The sequence below is a fragment of the Neobacillus drentensis genome (genome assembly GCF_036962765.1).
Classification (GTDB): domain Bacteria; phylum Bacillota; class Bacilli; order Bacillales; family Cytobacillaceae; genus Neobacillus; species Neobacillus drentensis_C.
On sequence record NZ_JBALOS010000003.1, the window covers coordinates 35406 to 49279 of the forward strand.

Genomic DNA, 13874 nt, shown 5'->3' on the forward strand with positions numbered 1-13874 from the left:
CGCTTCCGCTTTTCTAACTATGTAGGTAATTATAATGATTAATTTTTTAAAAATCAAGGGACAGAAACCTAATAAGACAAATTTTCTCACAATTCCTGATCCTAGGCATGGTTTTCCGAAGAATGTTGATTTTCCACCCATTTATTCACTTCTCGTAAAGCCTCAAATGATTTAATCGTTACTCTTTCTTCAAAGATGTTTTTAATTGTCCTTACTAATGGCTCATCTGGGTCCTTTGTATACAAAAAAATCGTTGTTGGTGCAATGGATAACAATGGGGCAATCGACGCCGAATCCACATAAACAGGATGATTAACCAATAACTTACGGTCAATCAATCTGGTTAATTCAGCTCTTTTCATTTCCACAAACTGATCATTATAAAAGGTGATTTCCTCATCAAACAGTAGATGCAGCAGGTCTATTTTCGGTTCACGCTTCAAAAGGAACTCCCGGAGCATTTGCACAAATATTTGATATTCCTGTTCCAATTTATATTCATCAATGGCAATTTCAACATAGCTTTCCAACGACTGGAGATATGGACGTAATCGAAACTTAAGAAATGAATCAAACGAAAAAGATATATTATCTTGAAAAATATACTCAATTGCCGCCTTTATATTCGTTTCCTCATTTGAATCCTTCAAAAAAACAGTAAGATCTTCTCTCTGACCTTCGAGAATAGAATAGATAATCTCGATAATTTGCTGTTGTTCTTCTAAATCATCATAAAAATATTGGTTTTTTAATATTTCTCTAAACCAGTCGTCACGCTTAATATTTGTAATAAATTCATAAAAAGCATGTTTAACAATGGAAGAGATTTCAATCGATAAAAAACTACCTATAATTTTTACTATATATCGATCTTCTATAAGAAGAATAGTTTCTTTGTCATTAATATTTGGTAAGTACTTCAGCAAGTGGTCATAATATTTTTCTGCATCCAACTTGCTTTGGAAGATGATTTCCGCCAACCAAATCCCCCCTTTAAGCCAATCTTTGTATTAATATATATGGGGGACTTGGCTAAAATAGAAGTTAGCTGGCAAATGCTTTTGTTTTTTACAGAAAAAAAGTGAAGAAAAAGGACTGCCGACCTGTTATCGGCAATCCTGAATATAATCACTATTTTTCTTATGACCTTCTATTTGGACCATCGACTCTAACCGGCTCACTCAATGACCTTATTCTCTCCATGATTCGTCGTGCTTTCATCTTCTCTTCTTCGCCTCGCTGGCTGTAAGTTAAATGATGCTCGAGCTGGTTAAAATTAAAGTTTGAGGTAAAAAAAGTCGGTAGGCTTTCCAACATTCTAAACTGCAGTATTGGACCTAATACCTCATCCCTAGTCCAACTCGACATGGATTCTGCCCCAATATCATCAAGCATCAATATCGGTTCTTTTTTCAAGGCTTCAATTTTTTCATTTAGGCTAGAGTCAGCAATCGAACTTTTCATCTCTCTAAGTAATTCAGGTACATAAACAATCATGGATGAAATTTGTTTTTGGGCAAGCTTATTGGCAACTGCTCCTAACAAATAAGACTTTCCTACTCCAAATTCGCCATAAAAGTATAGCCCTTTTGTGGGTATTCCTTGTTTAAAATTATTAATAAACCCGAGAGCATGACTAAACGCTTCAATTCGTTCATCATCATGTATAAATTCATCAATTGTGGCATTTAAAATATCTTTAGGGACATATAAGCTCTTAATTAAGCTTTCATTTTTACGCTTTTCATCATACCTTTTTTTTCTTGGGCAACGTTCATATCTAATGTCAATAAAATTTCGTGACAAAACTAATTCAGGATGAAATCCTTTCATCATATTAATACAGCCATCAAGGCTTTCACATTTTTCACATTCCTTACTTTGGTTTGTGTATTCGTAGAGCTTTCCTAAACTCTTGTCAATGATTTCTTTAGTTAAGACATCTTGGTTTTTTCCAATAAACTCTATGATATCAGGATTTTCTAGAGTTGCGCGACGCATTTCTTCATATCTTTTTTGAAAATTCCCCTGGGAGGCTAACCGTTTTAATGTTTGATTTATTTTCTCCATAAGTCACCTCTAATCATCTAATGCCTTTAACATTTCTTCAATCTCTCGTTTTTTCGCCTCTAAATCCGGACCCTTTTCCTTCTTTGGTTGTTTTTCTTTATCAAACCAGTCAGGAAGCATCTCTGTTCTAATCGGCTTTTTATTTACCGATCTTCCGGTTTTTTTACTTTCTTTTGCCTTATGTTCTTCGTTCTTCGCGAGCTCCATTGCGTCCTTCACTGTTTTTACTTGTTTCCTTGCCCAATGACTAGCAATGGACTCAACAAAAGCCTTTGTAAATTTCATATCTGTTTTTCTCATCGCCACTTCAATTAAAACATTTACAACACCTGGCGGGAGTTTATATTTAATCATGATTTCTTCTAACGTTTTCAAATTGGTTTGTGAAGGTTCAACCCCACCTGAGAATTCTTTAAAAACGATAAGCGGCGGGGTCGTTTCGTACGAACGAATTAATTTTTCTTCCGGTGTTTTCGGTTCAGTTATTTGCGTTTGCAGAGCAAGAGGCTGAGTACGGTTAATTAGACTGGGAAGTTGATCATAATTAACAAATTGATACCAGTCACGAGCCCCTTTTCTTAAGTCTTCGATATCTATTTCGTCATGTTCGTTAATCGCAGCTAACATAAAATTTTTCATTTCGATTGGGTCGATTTGATACAGAAACGCAAGATTACTAATCACATTTTTCACTTTCGGTGTTAATGCCTTTTTCGGTACAAGCGATTCATTCAGCCCTGCTGTTAACATTTCAAAATCAAACGTATCCAAACCGATATGGATTGGACTTGCTTCCGTTCTTCCGATAAACTGCTGATTTTCTTCCTCTTGTAAATCTGCCGAAATGCCTTGAATATAGTCCATACTGCCAGGGGATGCTGAGGCAAACACATCCTGAAAGGCTTTAGTAACATCTACATACTCATCATCGCTTGGCTTTTGTTGGTCACTAAAAAAGCGTTTTAACCGCGAAAAATGATTTTTTCCGATTTTACGATAAAGATAAATATTTAGCATCCCATCTAAAAAGAATTGTTCAGGACTAAGAGGAGGACGGAGTTCATATAAAAAGGATCGTCCTCCTTCATCTGTTTTAACACGCGTCTTTAATAACCCTATACCTTCTAGCTTTAATCTTGCTTCGTAGATGTCTTTTAGGTTCAACTCTAAGAGATTCATCAATAAATGGTGTGTGGAAGACTCAGACCAAAGCCGATTTTCCTCTAACTCTGCCCAGAGTGTCATGTATAAACTAAAGCAATTCGAACCAATCAAGGGCTGATATAAAAACGTCAGCACTTTACGGTCGTAATCATGCAGTAACCCATCAGCAGCTACGATATAACGATCGATAGGAAGAATTTCCTGCCAATGCTGCGCCACATTCATTCAACCCTTTCTTTACCTTAAATAACTGTCAAGCGGGACATACGCCGCTAAACGAGCGCTTCCGCTTTCCTATTTGTCTAGCTCCAGCGCCTAGGGGCTCGGGTCATAAGCCAATCCGACCTGAAGGTTAAAAAGCAACCTTCACGCCGGCTCGTCTTATGCCTGTCGCCCCTGAGCAAGGCGCTTCCGCTTTTCTCAGTAAAAAGAGCCAAAGACCACAATCCTCTTTAGCTCTTAAGATTTTCTTTTTTTATTAATTCTTTTAATTCATCAATGAAGACATTGATATCTTTAAACTGGCGATAAACAGATGCGAATCTCACATACGCCACTTCGTCAACGTGTGCGAGCCTGTCCATGACCATTTCACCAACGGCTTCACTTTTTATTTCTGAAATACCTTGGCTGCGCAGGTCTTTTTCAACACCGTGGGTTATATCTTCTAATTCCTTTAAAGCCACGGGGCGCTTCTCACATGCTTTAATCAATCCGCGTAATATTTTATCACGGCTGAACTCTTCTCTGGTACCTTCTTTTTTGACTACAATCAACGGGATCTCTTCAATCTTCTCAAACGTAGTAAAACGATACCCACATTCTTCGCATTCGCGTCTCCTTCGAGTGGCCCGACCTTCATCAACAGGTCGAGAATCGAGGACACGTGTTCCATAATTTTGACAAGAAGGGCATTTCATTGTAATCAACTCCAAATTCTACACTGTAACTTCCGGACAAACGCTTACTTTCATCTTATAAAAAAGAATATCTTTATACAAGTAAGTATTAGGAGTTTTTTATTCCTACGAAGGTATGTAATTGATTAATTCGTTCGTAATAAGAATTAATCCGCTTTTTTAAAGCAGGATAGGTGCCCAGTAAGGAAAATCTTTCTGATGATATATTAAAGTCTACAGCTGTTTCCATTGGTTTTACCGCAACAATCGTAACAATCAAGAAACAGCGGATTGGTTTATTGATTTCAATAGCAATTTCTCCATGTTCTTTCGAAACGGTTGTTACCTGGCAATCAGCATCATCACGAAATAACTTTTCAACTGATTCAAATACTTGATTAAACTTCGCCTTATAATAATGCGTTTTTAAAGAATCATCTGCAATTCGGTCTGAAGTCTCAATTTGCTGTTTAAAACGGACAAATAAGTTTCCTAACATAGCCATAATATTCCTCCCCTTATACCCTTTGGTCTTATTGTACAACATTTTCGTACAAAATATAAAAAGAGGTGTATGTTCAGATACACCTCTTAACTAAATTATTTTTATTAGGATTATAAAACCTTTGCCTGTTTGACATGAACAGGACCCATGCCACGTGGAATTTCAATATTTTCACGTGTTTGTGCATTTAATGCCTCAGCAATGTAATCTGCTGCAACATTAGGATTTAAATCGCCGCAAGTATAAACATCAATGCTCGCGTATCCATGTTCAGGGAAGCTGTGAATGGTTAGATGTGATTCGGAAATAATTACAACACCACTAACACCTTGAGGAGCAAACTTATGAAATGCAACTTCACGGATTTCTGCACCAGATTTAAGGGCTGCTTCAACAAAAGTCGTTTCAATAAAATTCATATCATTCAATTTTTCAAAGTCGCATCCCCATAATTCAGAGATTACGTGACGTCCCATTGTTTCCATATTCATTTTCCCCCTCTAACCTTTTATGTTCTTTCTTGAAATCCTTTGTTGACGGTAACACGTAAGTACCACGGGGGAAAGTTAGTCCAGAGAGGTCCTAACCCTTTAAGTAATTAATAGCTACCTAATTTCAAGAAGTTCACGATGACTAGTATACTTTGTTTATATTTTTTTTGCAACCTATCAATATAAAAAACTTAATTCGTTAAATTTGTAACAAAAGTCAATGGGCATGTGCACCTTTAAAAATAAATTCAACAAAGCTATTTTATGGCGTTTACTACAAAAAGTCACAAGTGAGCACAAAAAAAAAGGCTGTCTGTCGACAGCTTCTTTCTCCTTTTAACTAACTTTTATCTGAGAGGATTTTGCGATTTCCTGAGCAACTAACAAAGTGAGATCAACAACTCGTGATGAATATCCCCACTCGTTATCATACCAAGCCAAAACTTTTACCTTTCTAGTGCCCATCACCATTGTAGAAAGACCATCAATGATAGCAGAATGCTCATTCGTATTAAAATCAACAGATACTAACGGTTCCATCGTTAAATCCAATATGCCCTTCAATGGACCATCGGCTGCTTCAATAAAGGCATTATTGACTTCATCGACCGTTACATCTTGCTTAAGATCAACGACTAAATCAACAAGAGATACGTTTGGTGTAGGTACACGAAGTGACATGCCATGTAATTTCCCTTTTAGGTGCGGTAATACTAAAGAAATTGCTTTAGCTGCTCCTGTTGTCGTTGGAATGATAGACTGTCCACATGCACGAGCCCTCCGTAAATCTTTGTGAGGATTATCAATATTTTTTTGATCATTGGTATAAGCATGAATCGTTGTCATTAATCCGCTTTCAATTCCAAATTTCTCGTCTAATACCTTTGCAACAGGTGCCAGGCAGTTAGTTGTACATGATGCATTGGAGATAATGTCATGATAATTAACATCAAGCATTTCCTCATTAACACCCATAACAATGGTAACATCCTCATTTTTCCCTGGTGCTGTTAAGATCACTTTCTTTGCTCCTGCCTCTAAGTGCAGTGCTGCCGCTTCACGGGCATTAAATTTTCCTGTTGCTTCTATAACAATCTCAACCCCGAGTGCTCTCCATGGTAGTTCCTCTGGGTTGCGGCTACTTAATAATTTAATCCTTTTTCCATTTACAAGCAGCTCATCATCTAATGGGATAACTTCTCCCTGGAATGGTCCATGATTTGTATCATATTTAAGTAAATGTGCTAATGTTTCTGCAGGATAACTTGCGTTTATAGCCACAACATCCAATTTATTTTCAAGGATCGCTTTCCTAAAAACCATCCTTCCAATTCTCCCAAATCCATTAATTGCAACTTTTGTCTTCATTTTGCAACCCCTTCCGTATTAATGTCATACTTAATACTCGTACTGATGTAATTAGTATAACATATTTAGGTGTAATTGTGATAAATAAAATGCGGATTTTTAAAATGTTTTATAATTTAGACAACTTGGCAACATAAAAAAAGAGAAGGTTGCCCCTTCTCTTCCATTACTTAATCGTTTTTTTATTGATATCAAACTGCGCTAAAATTTCAAGAAGCTGTTCTTTTGCATCTGCAATCGAACCATTATTGTTAATTAAAGCATCCGCGAGCCTAATTTTTTCAGACAATGGCATTTGAGAATGGATCCTCGCTTCTGCATCCTCGACCGATAGATTATTTCTTGCGATTAATCTCTTTAATTGAGTTTCATTGTCAACAAAAACTAGTAATGTTTTATCCACCATATACGTCAGCTTACTTTCGAAAAGTAATGGGATATCTAAAACAACCACTTCTTCCCCATTTTGTTTCGCCTTTTCGACTTGGGCACTCATCCTTTTTCTGACTTCAGGGTGAACAATATTGTTTAATAATTGTCTTTTTTCTTCATGATGGAAAATAATCGAGCCCAGTTTTTGACGGTCGATTTCACCATCGGCTAATAATACCTCTTCACCAAATTCAGCAATAATCTTAAAATAAGCAGATTCACCTTTCATTACCGCTTGGCGTGCTTCAATATCTGCATCGATCACTGTGATATTCAATTCTTTGAAAAAGTTTGAGACCGTACTTTTACCACTGGCAATACCGCCTGTTAAACCGATAACTAATGTCATCCCCATATCCTCTTTCTGGTTATTTCAAGGTATATACTTTGAACTTTAATAACTATCTAGCTCCAGCGCCCAGCGACTAGTAGACTTCGCTAAACGGGCGCTTCCGCTTTTATAATTTCCAAATCCCAATGATGATTAATAAAACCCCTGGCAAAAAGGTGAACTTTTGAATCCATTCAAACTTGTGAAAAAACGTTCCACTTTTTATTCCCAATAGGACAAATAACGAACTCATAATCGCGACAGTAAACGCTAAATAGTAGGGTGAAAAACCTAGCATCGCCGCACCAATCCCAGCTCCAAAGGCATCCAGCGACAAGGCAAATCCTAACATTAATGCCTCAATCCCGGTAATCGTACCCGATAAATCGAAATCAGCCGACATCGGCTTTTTCAATATGTTAATCGCTAATCCGAGGGACTTAATCTCAAAATTTACGATCGTTTTTTCCTGCTCGAGTACGTCCTTTTCTTTTTCTGGCCGAAAAAATTGAACAAGTACCCAAGCACCAAGACCAATTAGGATGATTCCCCCTAGGCTTGAAGTAATTCTTGGTGATAAAACTTTTTCGAGTCCGTGTCCAATTGATACTGCGATCATTAAAGATATCGCCGAACAACTTGCAATAATAATAATTGACCTAAGCGGCATTACCATTTTTCTTAGTCCATAGGTAAACCCAACACTAAAGCTGTCAAGGCTAAGAGCAAAAGCAAGGATGAGAAGTGATAACAACTGAACCATGATGTCTAGGGCTCCTTCCTCCAAAATCATTACGATAGTATATGGCAGAAGCCTATCAATGGTTAATGTTATTCTATTCTCACTTTTTTACTTTCCGTCTACACTTGGACCTTTTGGCAATTAGGGCAATAATGAGTTCCTCTGCCCCCTACAGTGGTCTTTTCTAAAGGTGTACCGCACCGTTTACACTCTTCCCCTTTTCGACCGTAAGCATATAATTCAAGTTGGAACATACCAATCTCCCCTTGAGAATTAACATATGAACGAATCGTACTTCCTCCCTTTTTGACAGCTTCACTCAAGGTCGCAACAATTTCACGATGAAGAAGGGAAATTTCATTTATATCGAGTGTGTTTGCCAGACGTTCAGGATGGATACCGGCCCTAAAAAGCGCTTCATCAACATAGATATTACCAAGACCGACAAAGACTTTTTGGTCTAATAAGGCCGTTTTTATTTTCCGATTCGTTTTTTTCAGCTTTTCAGCCAAATACTCGATGGTAAATTCTTTTGAAAAAGGTTCAGGGCCCAGTCCAATCAGCGGCTCCGTTAAGAATTCATCGCCTTTTTTATATAGGTGCATAGTACCAAACTTTCGAACGTCCCGATACCTTAACTCGGTCCCATCTGTGAAATGAAACAGAACATGCGTATGTTTATCATAGGGCTCATCTTTAGGATATAGGCCGTACTTCCCTTCCATTCTTAAATGGGAAACTAATGCGAAATTTCCAGTATAGATAATTAAAAATTTCCCTCGTCGACCCACATCGATAATAGTCTCCCCAATCAATGCATCTATAAATTGTTCAACTTCTAGTGGGGTTTTTATGATTTTCGGCCAATAGACCGTTATATCTTTGATAGTTTTATTAACAACTAATTTTTTTAATGTTTTCCGTACGGTTTCTACTTCAGGAAGTTCAGGCAAGATAGCCCCCCCTTTTATTTCGCATCAAACCAAGTTGGTCCGTAGGCATAATCCACTTTCAATGGCACCTTCAATTCAAGGGCATTCTCCATCACGTCTGGGACTAACTTCTTCAAAATTTCTACTTCTTCCTCAGGTGCTTCAAAAATTAATTCATCGTGGACCTGAAGTAAGAGGCGTGTCTTTAAACCTTTGTCTTTTAAGGCATCATCCATATCTATCATGGCTTTTTTAATGATATCTGCGGCACTGCCTTGGATTGGAGTATTCATAGCTGTTCTTTCTGCAAAGCTTCTGATGTTGAAATTACGGGCTGTAATTTCAGGAATATATCTTCTTCTTTGCATCAGAGTCGAAACATAACCTTTCTGCTTGGCTGAATGAATAATATCATCCATGTATTCTTTGACACCAGGATAGGTATCAAGATAACGTTCTATGAATTGACCTGCTTCTTTCCTTGTTATTCCCAAAGATTGGGAAAGACCATAATCACTGATTCCGTATACTATTCCAAAGTTAACGGCTTTTGCCTGACGTCTCATGTTAGAGGTTATCTCATCTTTATTGACATGGAAAACCTCCATCGCTGTTTTTGTGTGAATATCCATATCTTCTTTAAATGCCTGAATCAACTTTTCATCACCAGCAATATCTGCGAGAACACGGAGTTCAATCTGTGAATAGTCAGCAGCAAAAATGATCCAACCTTCCTCAGACGGAACAAAGGCTTGTCGAATTTTCCGACCTTCTTCCAAACGAATCGGGATATTTTGTAAATTAGGATCAATCGAACTTAACCGTCCTGTCGCGGTTAAGGTTTGTTGATATCTTGTATGTACTTTTCCGGTTTTAGGATTAATCACCTTTAGCAATCCTTCTATATAGGTAGATTGAAGCTTTCCTAACTGTCTGTAAAGGAGGATGTGTTCAATAATTTCATGATCTTCCGCTAATTTTTCCAATACATCTGCTGAAGTTGAATAACCTGTTTTTGTTTTCTTGATGGTAGGCAGATTTAATTTTTCGAATAAAATAACACCTAATTGTTTCGGTGAGTTGATATTAAATTTTTCTCCTGCTAATTCACATATCTTCTCTTCAATCTCAATCAATCGTTCATTGAGCTCTTTACCCATTTTTTGAAGTCGTTCTTGTTCCACTTTAATCCCGCATGATTCCATATCGGCCAATATAAGCGATAATGGCATTTCAAGTTCGGTAAATAATTCATATTGTTCATTTTTCCTTAATTCATCATCAAGTATATCTCGTAGATCAAACATGGCCAGACTTTTACGGACAAGATGTTCTGCAAGCTTCGTTGCTTCAGGGACTTTTCGCTTCGCCCCTTTTCCATAAAAAGATTCATCTGACTGAATCGTATGTATATCGAATCGTTTGGTAATGGCTGCGAGATCCTCAATGTTTTCTGAAGGATTTAAGATATAGGATGCCATCAGGATATCAAAATCGACACCTTTTAAATGAATATCATATCTTCTTAAAGAGACTTCAGAACGCTTGGCATCATAGACTATCTTCTTTTTACTTTCATCCTCTGCCCATTTTTTGAAGGCGTCCGATTGCAATACTTGGTCTGTAGAAAAGTAGAAATGTCCCTTTTCATTTACAAGGGAGAAGCCGATAATCTCTGCATAATGATAATTTTCATCCAACATTTCAACATAAAGATAATTGTTGTCTGCAAACAACTCTTCCGTTATTTCTGCTGGAGTCTGAAACTCAATCTCTTCCAGCTCGGGCTCTTCTGTCGTGTCAGGACCTTCTCCTAGTTTGTCCAATAAGGAATGAAAGCCTAATTCTTTAAATAGAGCCACTAATTTATCTCGTGTAAACCCCTCATAAGCGATGGTGTCTATATCCACTTCTATAGGTGCTTGTCTTTCAATCGTAGCAAGCTCTTTGCTCATTACGGCCTGGTTCTTAAATTCTGCTAATTTCTCTTTAAGCTTATTTCCATTTACCTGATCAATGGATGCTAATAAATTTTCAAGTGTAGTAAACTCCTTTAAAAGCTTGATGGCAGTCTTCTCACCCACTCCAGGGACACCTGGGATATTATCGGAAGGATCTCCCATTAATCCTTTCATATCAATAATTTGCTCAGGTGTGAGTCCATATTTTTCAGCGACATGTTCAGGGGTATATTCTTCAATATCCGTAATACCTTTACGGGTAATTCCAACTGTTGTTGAAGGAGAAGAGAGTTGTGTTAAATCTTTGTCTCCGGAGATTACCTTTACTTCATACCCATCATTTTCAGCACTTAATGACAGCGTACCGATGATATCATCGGCCTCATAATTCTCAAGTTCGTATCTAGAGATTCCATATGCATCAAGAAGATCACGGATAAACGGAAATTGCTCCGATAATTCAGGTGGAGTTTTTTGTCTTCCACCCTTATATTCACTAAATGTTTTATGACGAAAGGTCGTTTTCCCCGCATCAAATGCTACAAGGATATGGGTCGGCTTTTCATCTTCAAGAATTTTCATAAGCATCATCGTAAAGCCATATACGGCATTCGTGTGAATTCCTTTATCGTTATTAAGCAGGGGTAATGCAAAAAATGCTCGGTAAGCAATACTATTTCCATCTATAAGGACAAGTTTCTTCTTTTCCAATTACATCCACCTTCCAAAATCACCTTAAATATTTATCCAGTTCGATAATAAACTCGCTTCCTTCACCCAAATCACTTCTAACACTTATATTTCCATGATGGGCTTCAATTAAATGCTTAACAATCGCTAGCCCAAGCCCAGTTCCACCAGAGTTCCGGCTTCTCGCTCGGTCGACACGGTAAAATCGTTCAAAAATACGCGGAATTTCTTCTTTACTAATTCCAATCCCCGTGTCTTTTACATGGACTCGTACATTTTCACCATGATCGAGAAGAATAATTTTCACATCACCTTCAAGAGGGGTATACGAAATGGCATTGGCGATCAAATTAATAAACACTTGTTTTAAACGGTCTGAATCACCATGGACCATCACTTGATTTTGTTTACAAACAAGTTCAAGCTGGATGTTCTTCGCTTGTGCTTTTCCGCTAAAAATGGCTATAACATCTTTTAAAAGCGCGTACAAATCAAGTTCCTGAATATTTAATTTGAAGCCTTGCTGTTCTATTTTTGAAAGATCTAACAATTCTTGTATAAGGGTTTGCAGGCGATCACTTTCTTTACGAATAATGGAAAGAAACGCTTCCAATGTTTCTTTATTGTTCATAGCACCATCCAATAGCGTTTCTGTAAACCCTTTAATAGAAGTAACTGGGGTTTTTAATTCATGGGATACGTTGGCCACAAAATCCTTACGCATTTGCTCGAGTTTTTTAATTTCAGTTATATCATGAAATACGAGCAATACCCCTTTCCAAACATTATTTGTTCCAATAATCGGGACACCATATACAATAAAGTATCTTCGTTCAATAAATAAAGGAACAAGTATTTGTCTGTTAACCTTTTTTTCGGTCCGAAAAACTTCGGCAACTAACTGACAAATTTCCTCATAATCAATAACTTCATAATAAAGTTTATTTAAGTAATTTGTTGGATTTACATGAAAAATATCAATAAATCCTTTATTTATTAGATTTATGTACCCGCGACTGTCAATTAACACTAAACCAGAGCCCATATTTTCAATTAATGCACTTAGCCTGTCCTTCTGCATTTCTTGTGCTTTGGTGAGTTCTTGAAGGTTTTCAGCCAGCATATTAAGCGATGATCCAAGCATTCCAGTTTCATCTAATCGATTTACTTTGGTCCTGGCCCGGTAATTTCCTTTAGCCAGTTCCATAGCGACATTTGTTGCCGCTTCAATTGGTTTTGTATACTTTGAGGTAATTCTTAACCATAGGAAAATTATGATTATAAATGTAATCCCAAGGCAAATGGAAAGAACCCACAAAATTTCTATTTTAAGATGTTCATCTAATGACTCTAAGTAATAGCTTTTAAAAAATAGACCTAACAAGATTCCTAATCCAACTAATACTGCAATAATTAATATAATTAGTGAAATTAGCAGTCCTTTTCGGAATTTGGTCATTCTCCTTTTGGCTCCTCCATTTTATAACCCAAGCCCCGTATCGTCTTGATATATACTGGCTTTTTGGTTTCCACTTCAACTTTTTCTCTTAAATGAGAAATATGCACATCGACAATTCTAGTATCGCCAGCAAAGTCGTAATTCCAAACAGCACTTAATAATTGATCACGTGTCATGACGCGCCCTTTATTTTGAGCAAGAAAAAGAAGCAATTCAAATTCCTTTAAAGTTAACTCCAACAGATTATCATTAAAATGTGCCTCATATTTTTCAGGATTGATTCTTAAATTACCGATTTGTATTTGCCCTGTTTCTTCCCCACTTACATTAGTAGTCTCCGTTTGAATTTGTATTCTTCTGAGGATTGCTTTGACGCGGGCAATCACTTCTCTTGGACTAAAGGGCTTCACCATGTAATCATCAGCACCAAGTTCAAGACCCAAGATTTTATCAAACTCATCATCCTTGGCCGTTAACATCAAAATTGGGGTCATGATTCTCTTTTGTCTAAGCTGTTTGCATACTTCCATCCCATCCATTTTAGGCAGCATAAGATCTAAAACTATGATATCAAGGGATTGTGTCTCAGCAATTTGTATTCCCGCTTCGCCATCCATTGCTGTTAGGACTTCGAACCCTGCTTGCTCCAAATTATATTGTAGTAACGTAACAATTGATTGTTCATCATCGACAACTAGAACTCTATTTTTCATACGATCCCCCACTTTTTTAGTTACCTCCATTATAATAATAATGCTAAATTATTATCTAGATTTACAAAACTTTAACAAAGGCTATTTACGCAAGATTGTTTTTTTCGTATAAGTTCA

Annotated in this window: 13 protein-coding genes; all 13 read right to left on the reverse strand. The window is 37.1% G+C overall.

Annotated features, from left to right (window positions below):
• Window positions 1–101: 101 nt before the first annotated feature.
• The 13 genes from ytxC to V7137_RS01535 all read right to left on the reverse strand — a co-directional run bounded on the left by ytxC (window position 102) and on the right by V7137_RS01535 (window position 13757).
• Window positions 102–980, reverse strand: a complete 879-nt coding sequence (gene ytxC, locus V7137_RS01475; RefSeq protein ID WP_335696426.1) for a sporulation protein YtxC — start codon at window positions 978–980, stop codon at window positions 102–104.
• A gap of 160 nt (window positions 981–1140) precedes the next feature.
• Window positions 1141–2070 (reverse strand): primosomal protein DnaI, encoded by a 930-nt coding sequence (gene dnaI, locus V7137_RS01480; protein ID WP_335696427.1) that lies wholly within the window; start codon window positions 2068–2070, stop codon window positions 1141–1143.
• A gap of 9 nt (window positions 2071–2079) precedes the next feature.
• A complete protein-coding gene (locus tag V7137_RS01485) occupies window positions 2080–3453 on the reverse strand; it encodes a replication initiation and membrane attachment family protein (RefSeq protein WP_335696428.1) in 1374 nt (457 codons plus the stop codon).
• Between the two features lie 233 nt (window positions 3454–3686).
• On the reverse strand, window positions 3687–4154 hold the full coding sequence (gene nrdR, locus V7137_RS01490; protein ID WP_335696429.1) for a transcriptional regulator NrdR: 468 nt from the start codon (window positions 4152–4154) through the stop codon (window positions 3687–3689).
• An 88-nt stretch (window positions 4155–4242) separates the two neighbouring features.
• Window positions 4243–4638: a hypothetical protein gene (locus V7137_RS01495; protein WP_335696430.1), complete on the reverse strand. Its 396-nt coding sequence runs from the start codon at window positions 4636–4638 to the stop codon at window positions 4243–4245.
• Between the two features lie 110 nt (window positions 4639–4748).
• Complete coding sequence (speD, locus tag V7137_RS01500; RefSeq protein WP_218347926.1) at window positions 4749–5123, reverse strand: adenosylmethionine decarboxylase; 375 nt, start codon at window positions 5121–5123, stop codon at window positions 4749–4751.
• A gap of 342 nt (window positions 5124–5465) precedes the next feature.
• Window positions 5466–6497, reverse strand: a complete 1032-nt coding sequence (locus tag V7137_RS01505) for a glyceraldehyde-3-phosphate dehydrogenase (RefSeq protein ID WP_335696431.1) — start codon at window positions 6495–6497, stop codon at window positions 5466–5468.
• Window positions 6498–6663: 166 nt separating this feature from the next.
• Complete coding sequence (gene coaE / locus V7137_RS01510; RefSeq protein ID WP_335696432.1) at window positions 6664–7278, reverse strand: dephospho-CoA kinase; 615 nt, start codon at window positions 7276–7278, stop codon at window positions 6664–6666.
• A 109-nt stretch (window positions 7279–7387) separates the two neighbouring features.
• Window positions 7388–8023 (reverse strand): sporulation membrane protein YtaF, encoded by a 636-nt coding sequence (ytaF, locus tag V7137_RS01515; RefSeq protein ID WP_335696433.1) that lies wholly within the window; start codon window positions 8021–8023, stop codon window positions 7388–7390.
• Window positions 8024–8121: 98 nt separating this feature from the next.
• Window positions 8122–8955 (reverse strand): DNA-formamidopyrimidine glycosylase, encoded by an 834-nt coding sequence (mutM, locus tag V7137_RS01520; RefSeq protein ID WP_335696434.1) that lies wholly within the window; start codon window positions 8953–8955, stop codon window positions 8122–8124.
• A gap of 14 nt (window positions 8956–8969) precedes the next feature.
• Window positions 8970–11606, reverse strand: a complete 2637-nt coding sequence (polA, locus tag V7137_RS01525) for a DNA polymerase I (protein ID WP_335696435.1) — start codon at window positions 11604–11606, stop codon at window positions 8970–8972.
• A 19-nt stretch (window positions 11607–11625) separates the two neighbouring features.
• Window positions 11626–13044: a two-component system histidine kinase PnpS gene (gene pnpS, locus V7137_RS01530; protein ID WP_335696436.1), complete on the reverse strand. Its 1419-nt coding sequence runs from the start codon at window positions 13042–13044 to the stop codon at window positions 11626–11628.
• Window positions 13041–13757, reverse strand: a complete 717-nt coding sequence (locus V7137_RS01535) for a response regulator transcription factor (RefSeq protein WP_335696437.1) — start codon at window positions 13755–13757, stop codon at window positions 13041–13043. The genes pnpS and V7137_RS01535 overlap by 4 nt, the downstream gene beginning before the upstream one ends.
• Between the last annotated feature and the right edge of the window lie 117 nt (window positions 13758–13874).

Excerpts from the sequence above, each read along its gene's own strand:
- dnaI (WP_335696427.1), bottom strand. The coding sequence starts at position 2,070 with ATGGAGAAAATAAATCAAACATTAAAACGGTTAGCCTCCCAGGGGAAT.
- nrdR (WP_335696429.1), bottom strand. The coding sequence starts at position 4,154 with ATGAAATGCCCTTCTTGTCAAAATTATGGAACACGTGTCCTCGATTCT.
- V7137_RS01495 (WP_335696430.1), bottom strand. The coding sequence starts at position 4,638 with ATGGCTATGTTAGGAAACTTATTTGTCCGTTTTAAACAGCAAATTGAG.
- speD (WP_218347926.1), bottom strand. The coding sequence starts at position 5,123 with ATGGAAACAATGGGACGTCACGTAATCTCTGAATTATGGGGATGCGAC.
- V7137_RS01505 (WP_335696431.1), bottom strand. The coding sequence starts at position 6,497 with ATGAAGACAAAAGTTGCAATTAATGGATTTGGGAGAATTGGAAGGATG.
- coaE (WP_335696432.1), bottom strand. The coding sequence starts at position 7,278 with ATGACATTAGTTATCGGTTTAACAGGCGGTATTGCCAGTGGTAAAAGT.
- ytaF (WP_335696433.1), bottom strand. The coding sequence starts at position 8,023 with ATGGTTCAGTTGTTATCACTTCTCATCCTTGCTTTTGCTCTTAGCCTT.
- pnpS (WP_335696436.1), bottom strand. The coding sequence starts at position 13,044 with ATGACCAAATTCCGAAAAGGACTGCTAATTTCACTAATTATATTAATT.
- V7137_RS01535 (WP_335696437.1), bottom strand. The coding sequence starts at position 13,757 with ATGAAAAATAGAGTTCTAGTTGTCGATGATGAACAATCAATTGTTACG.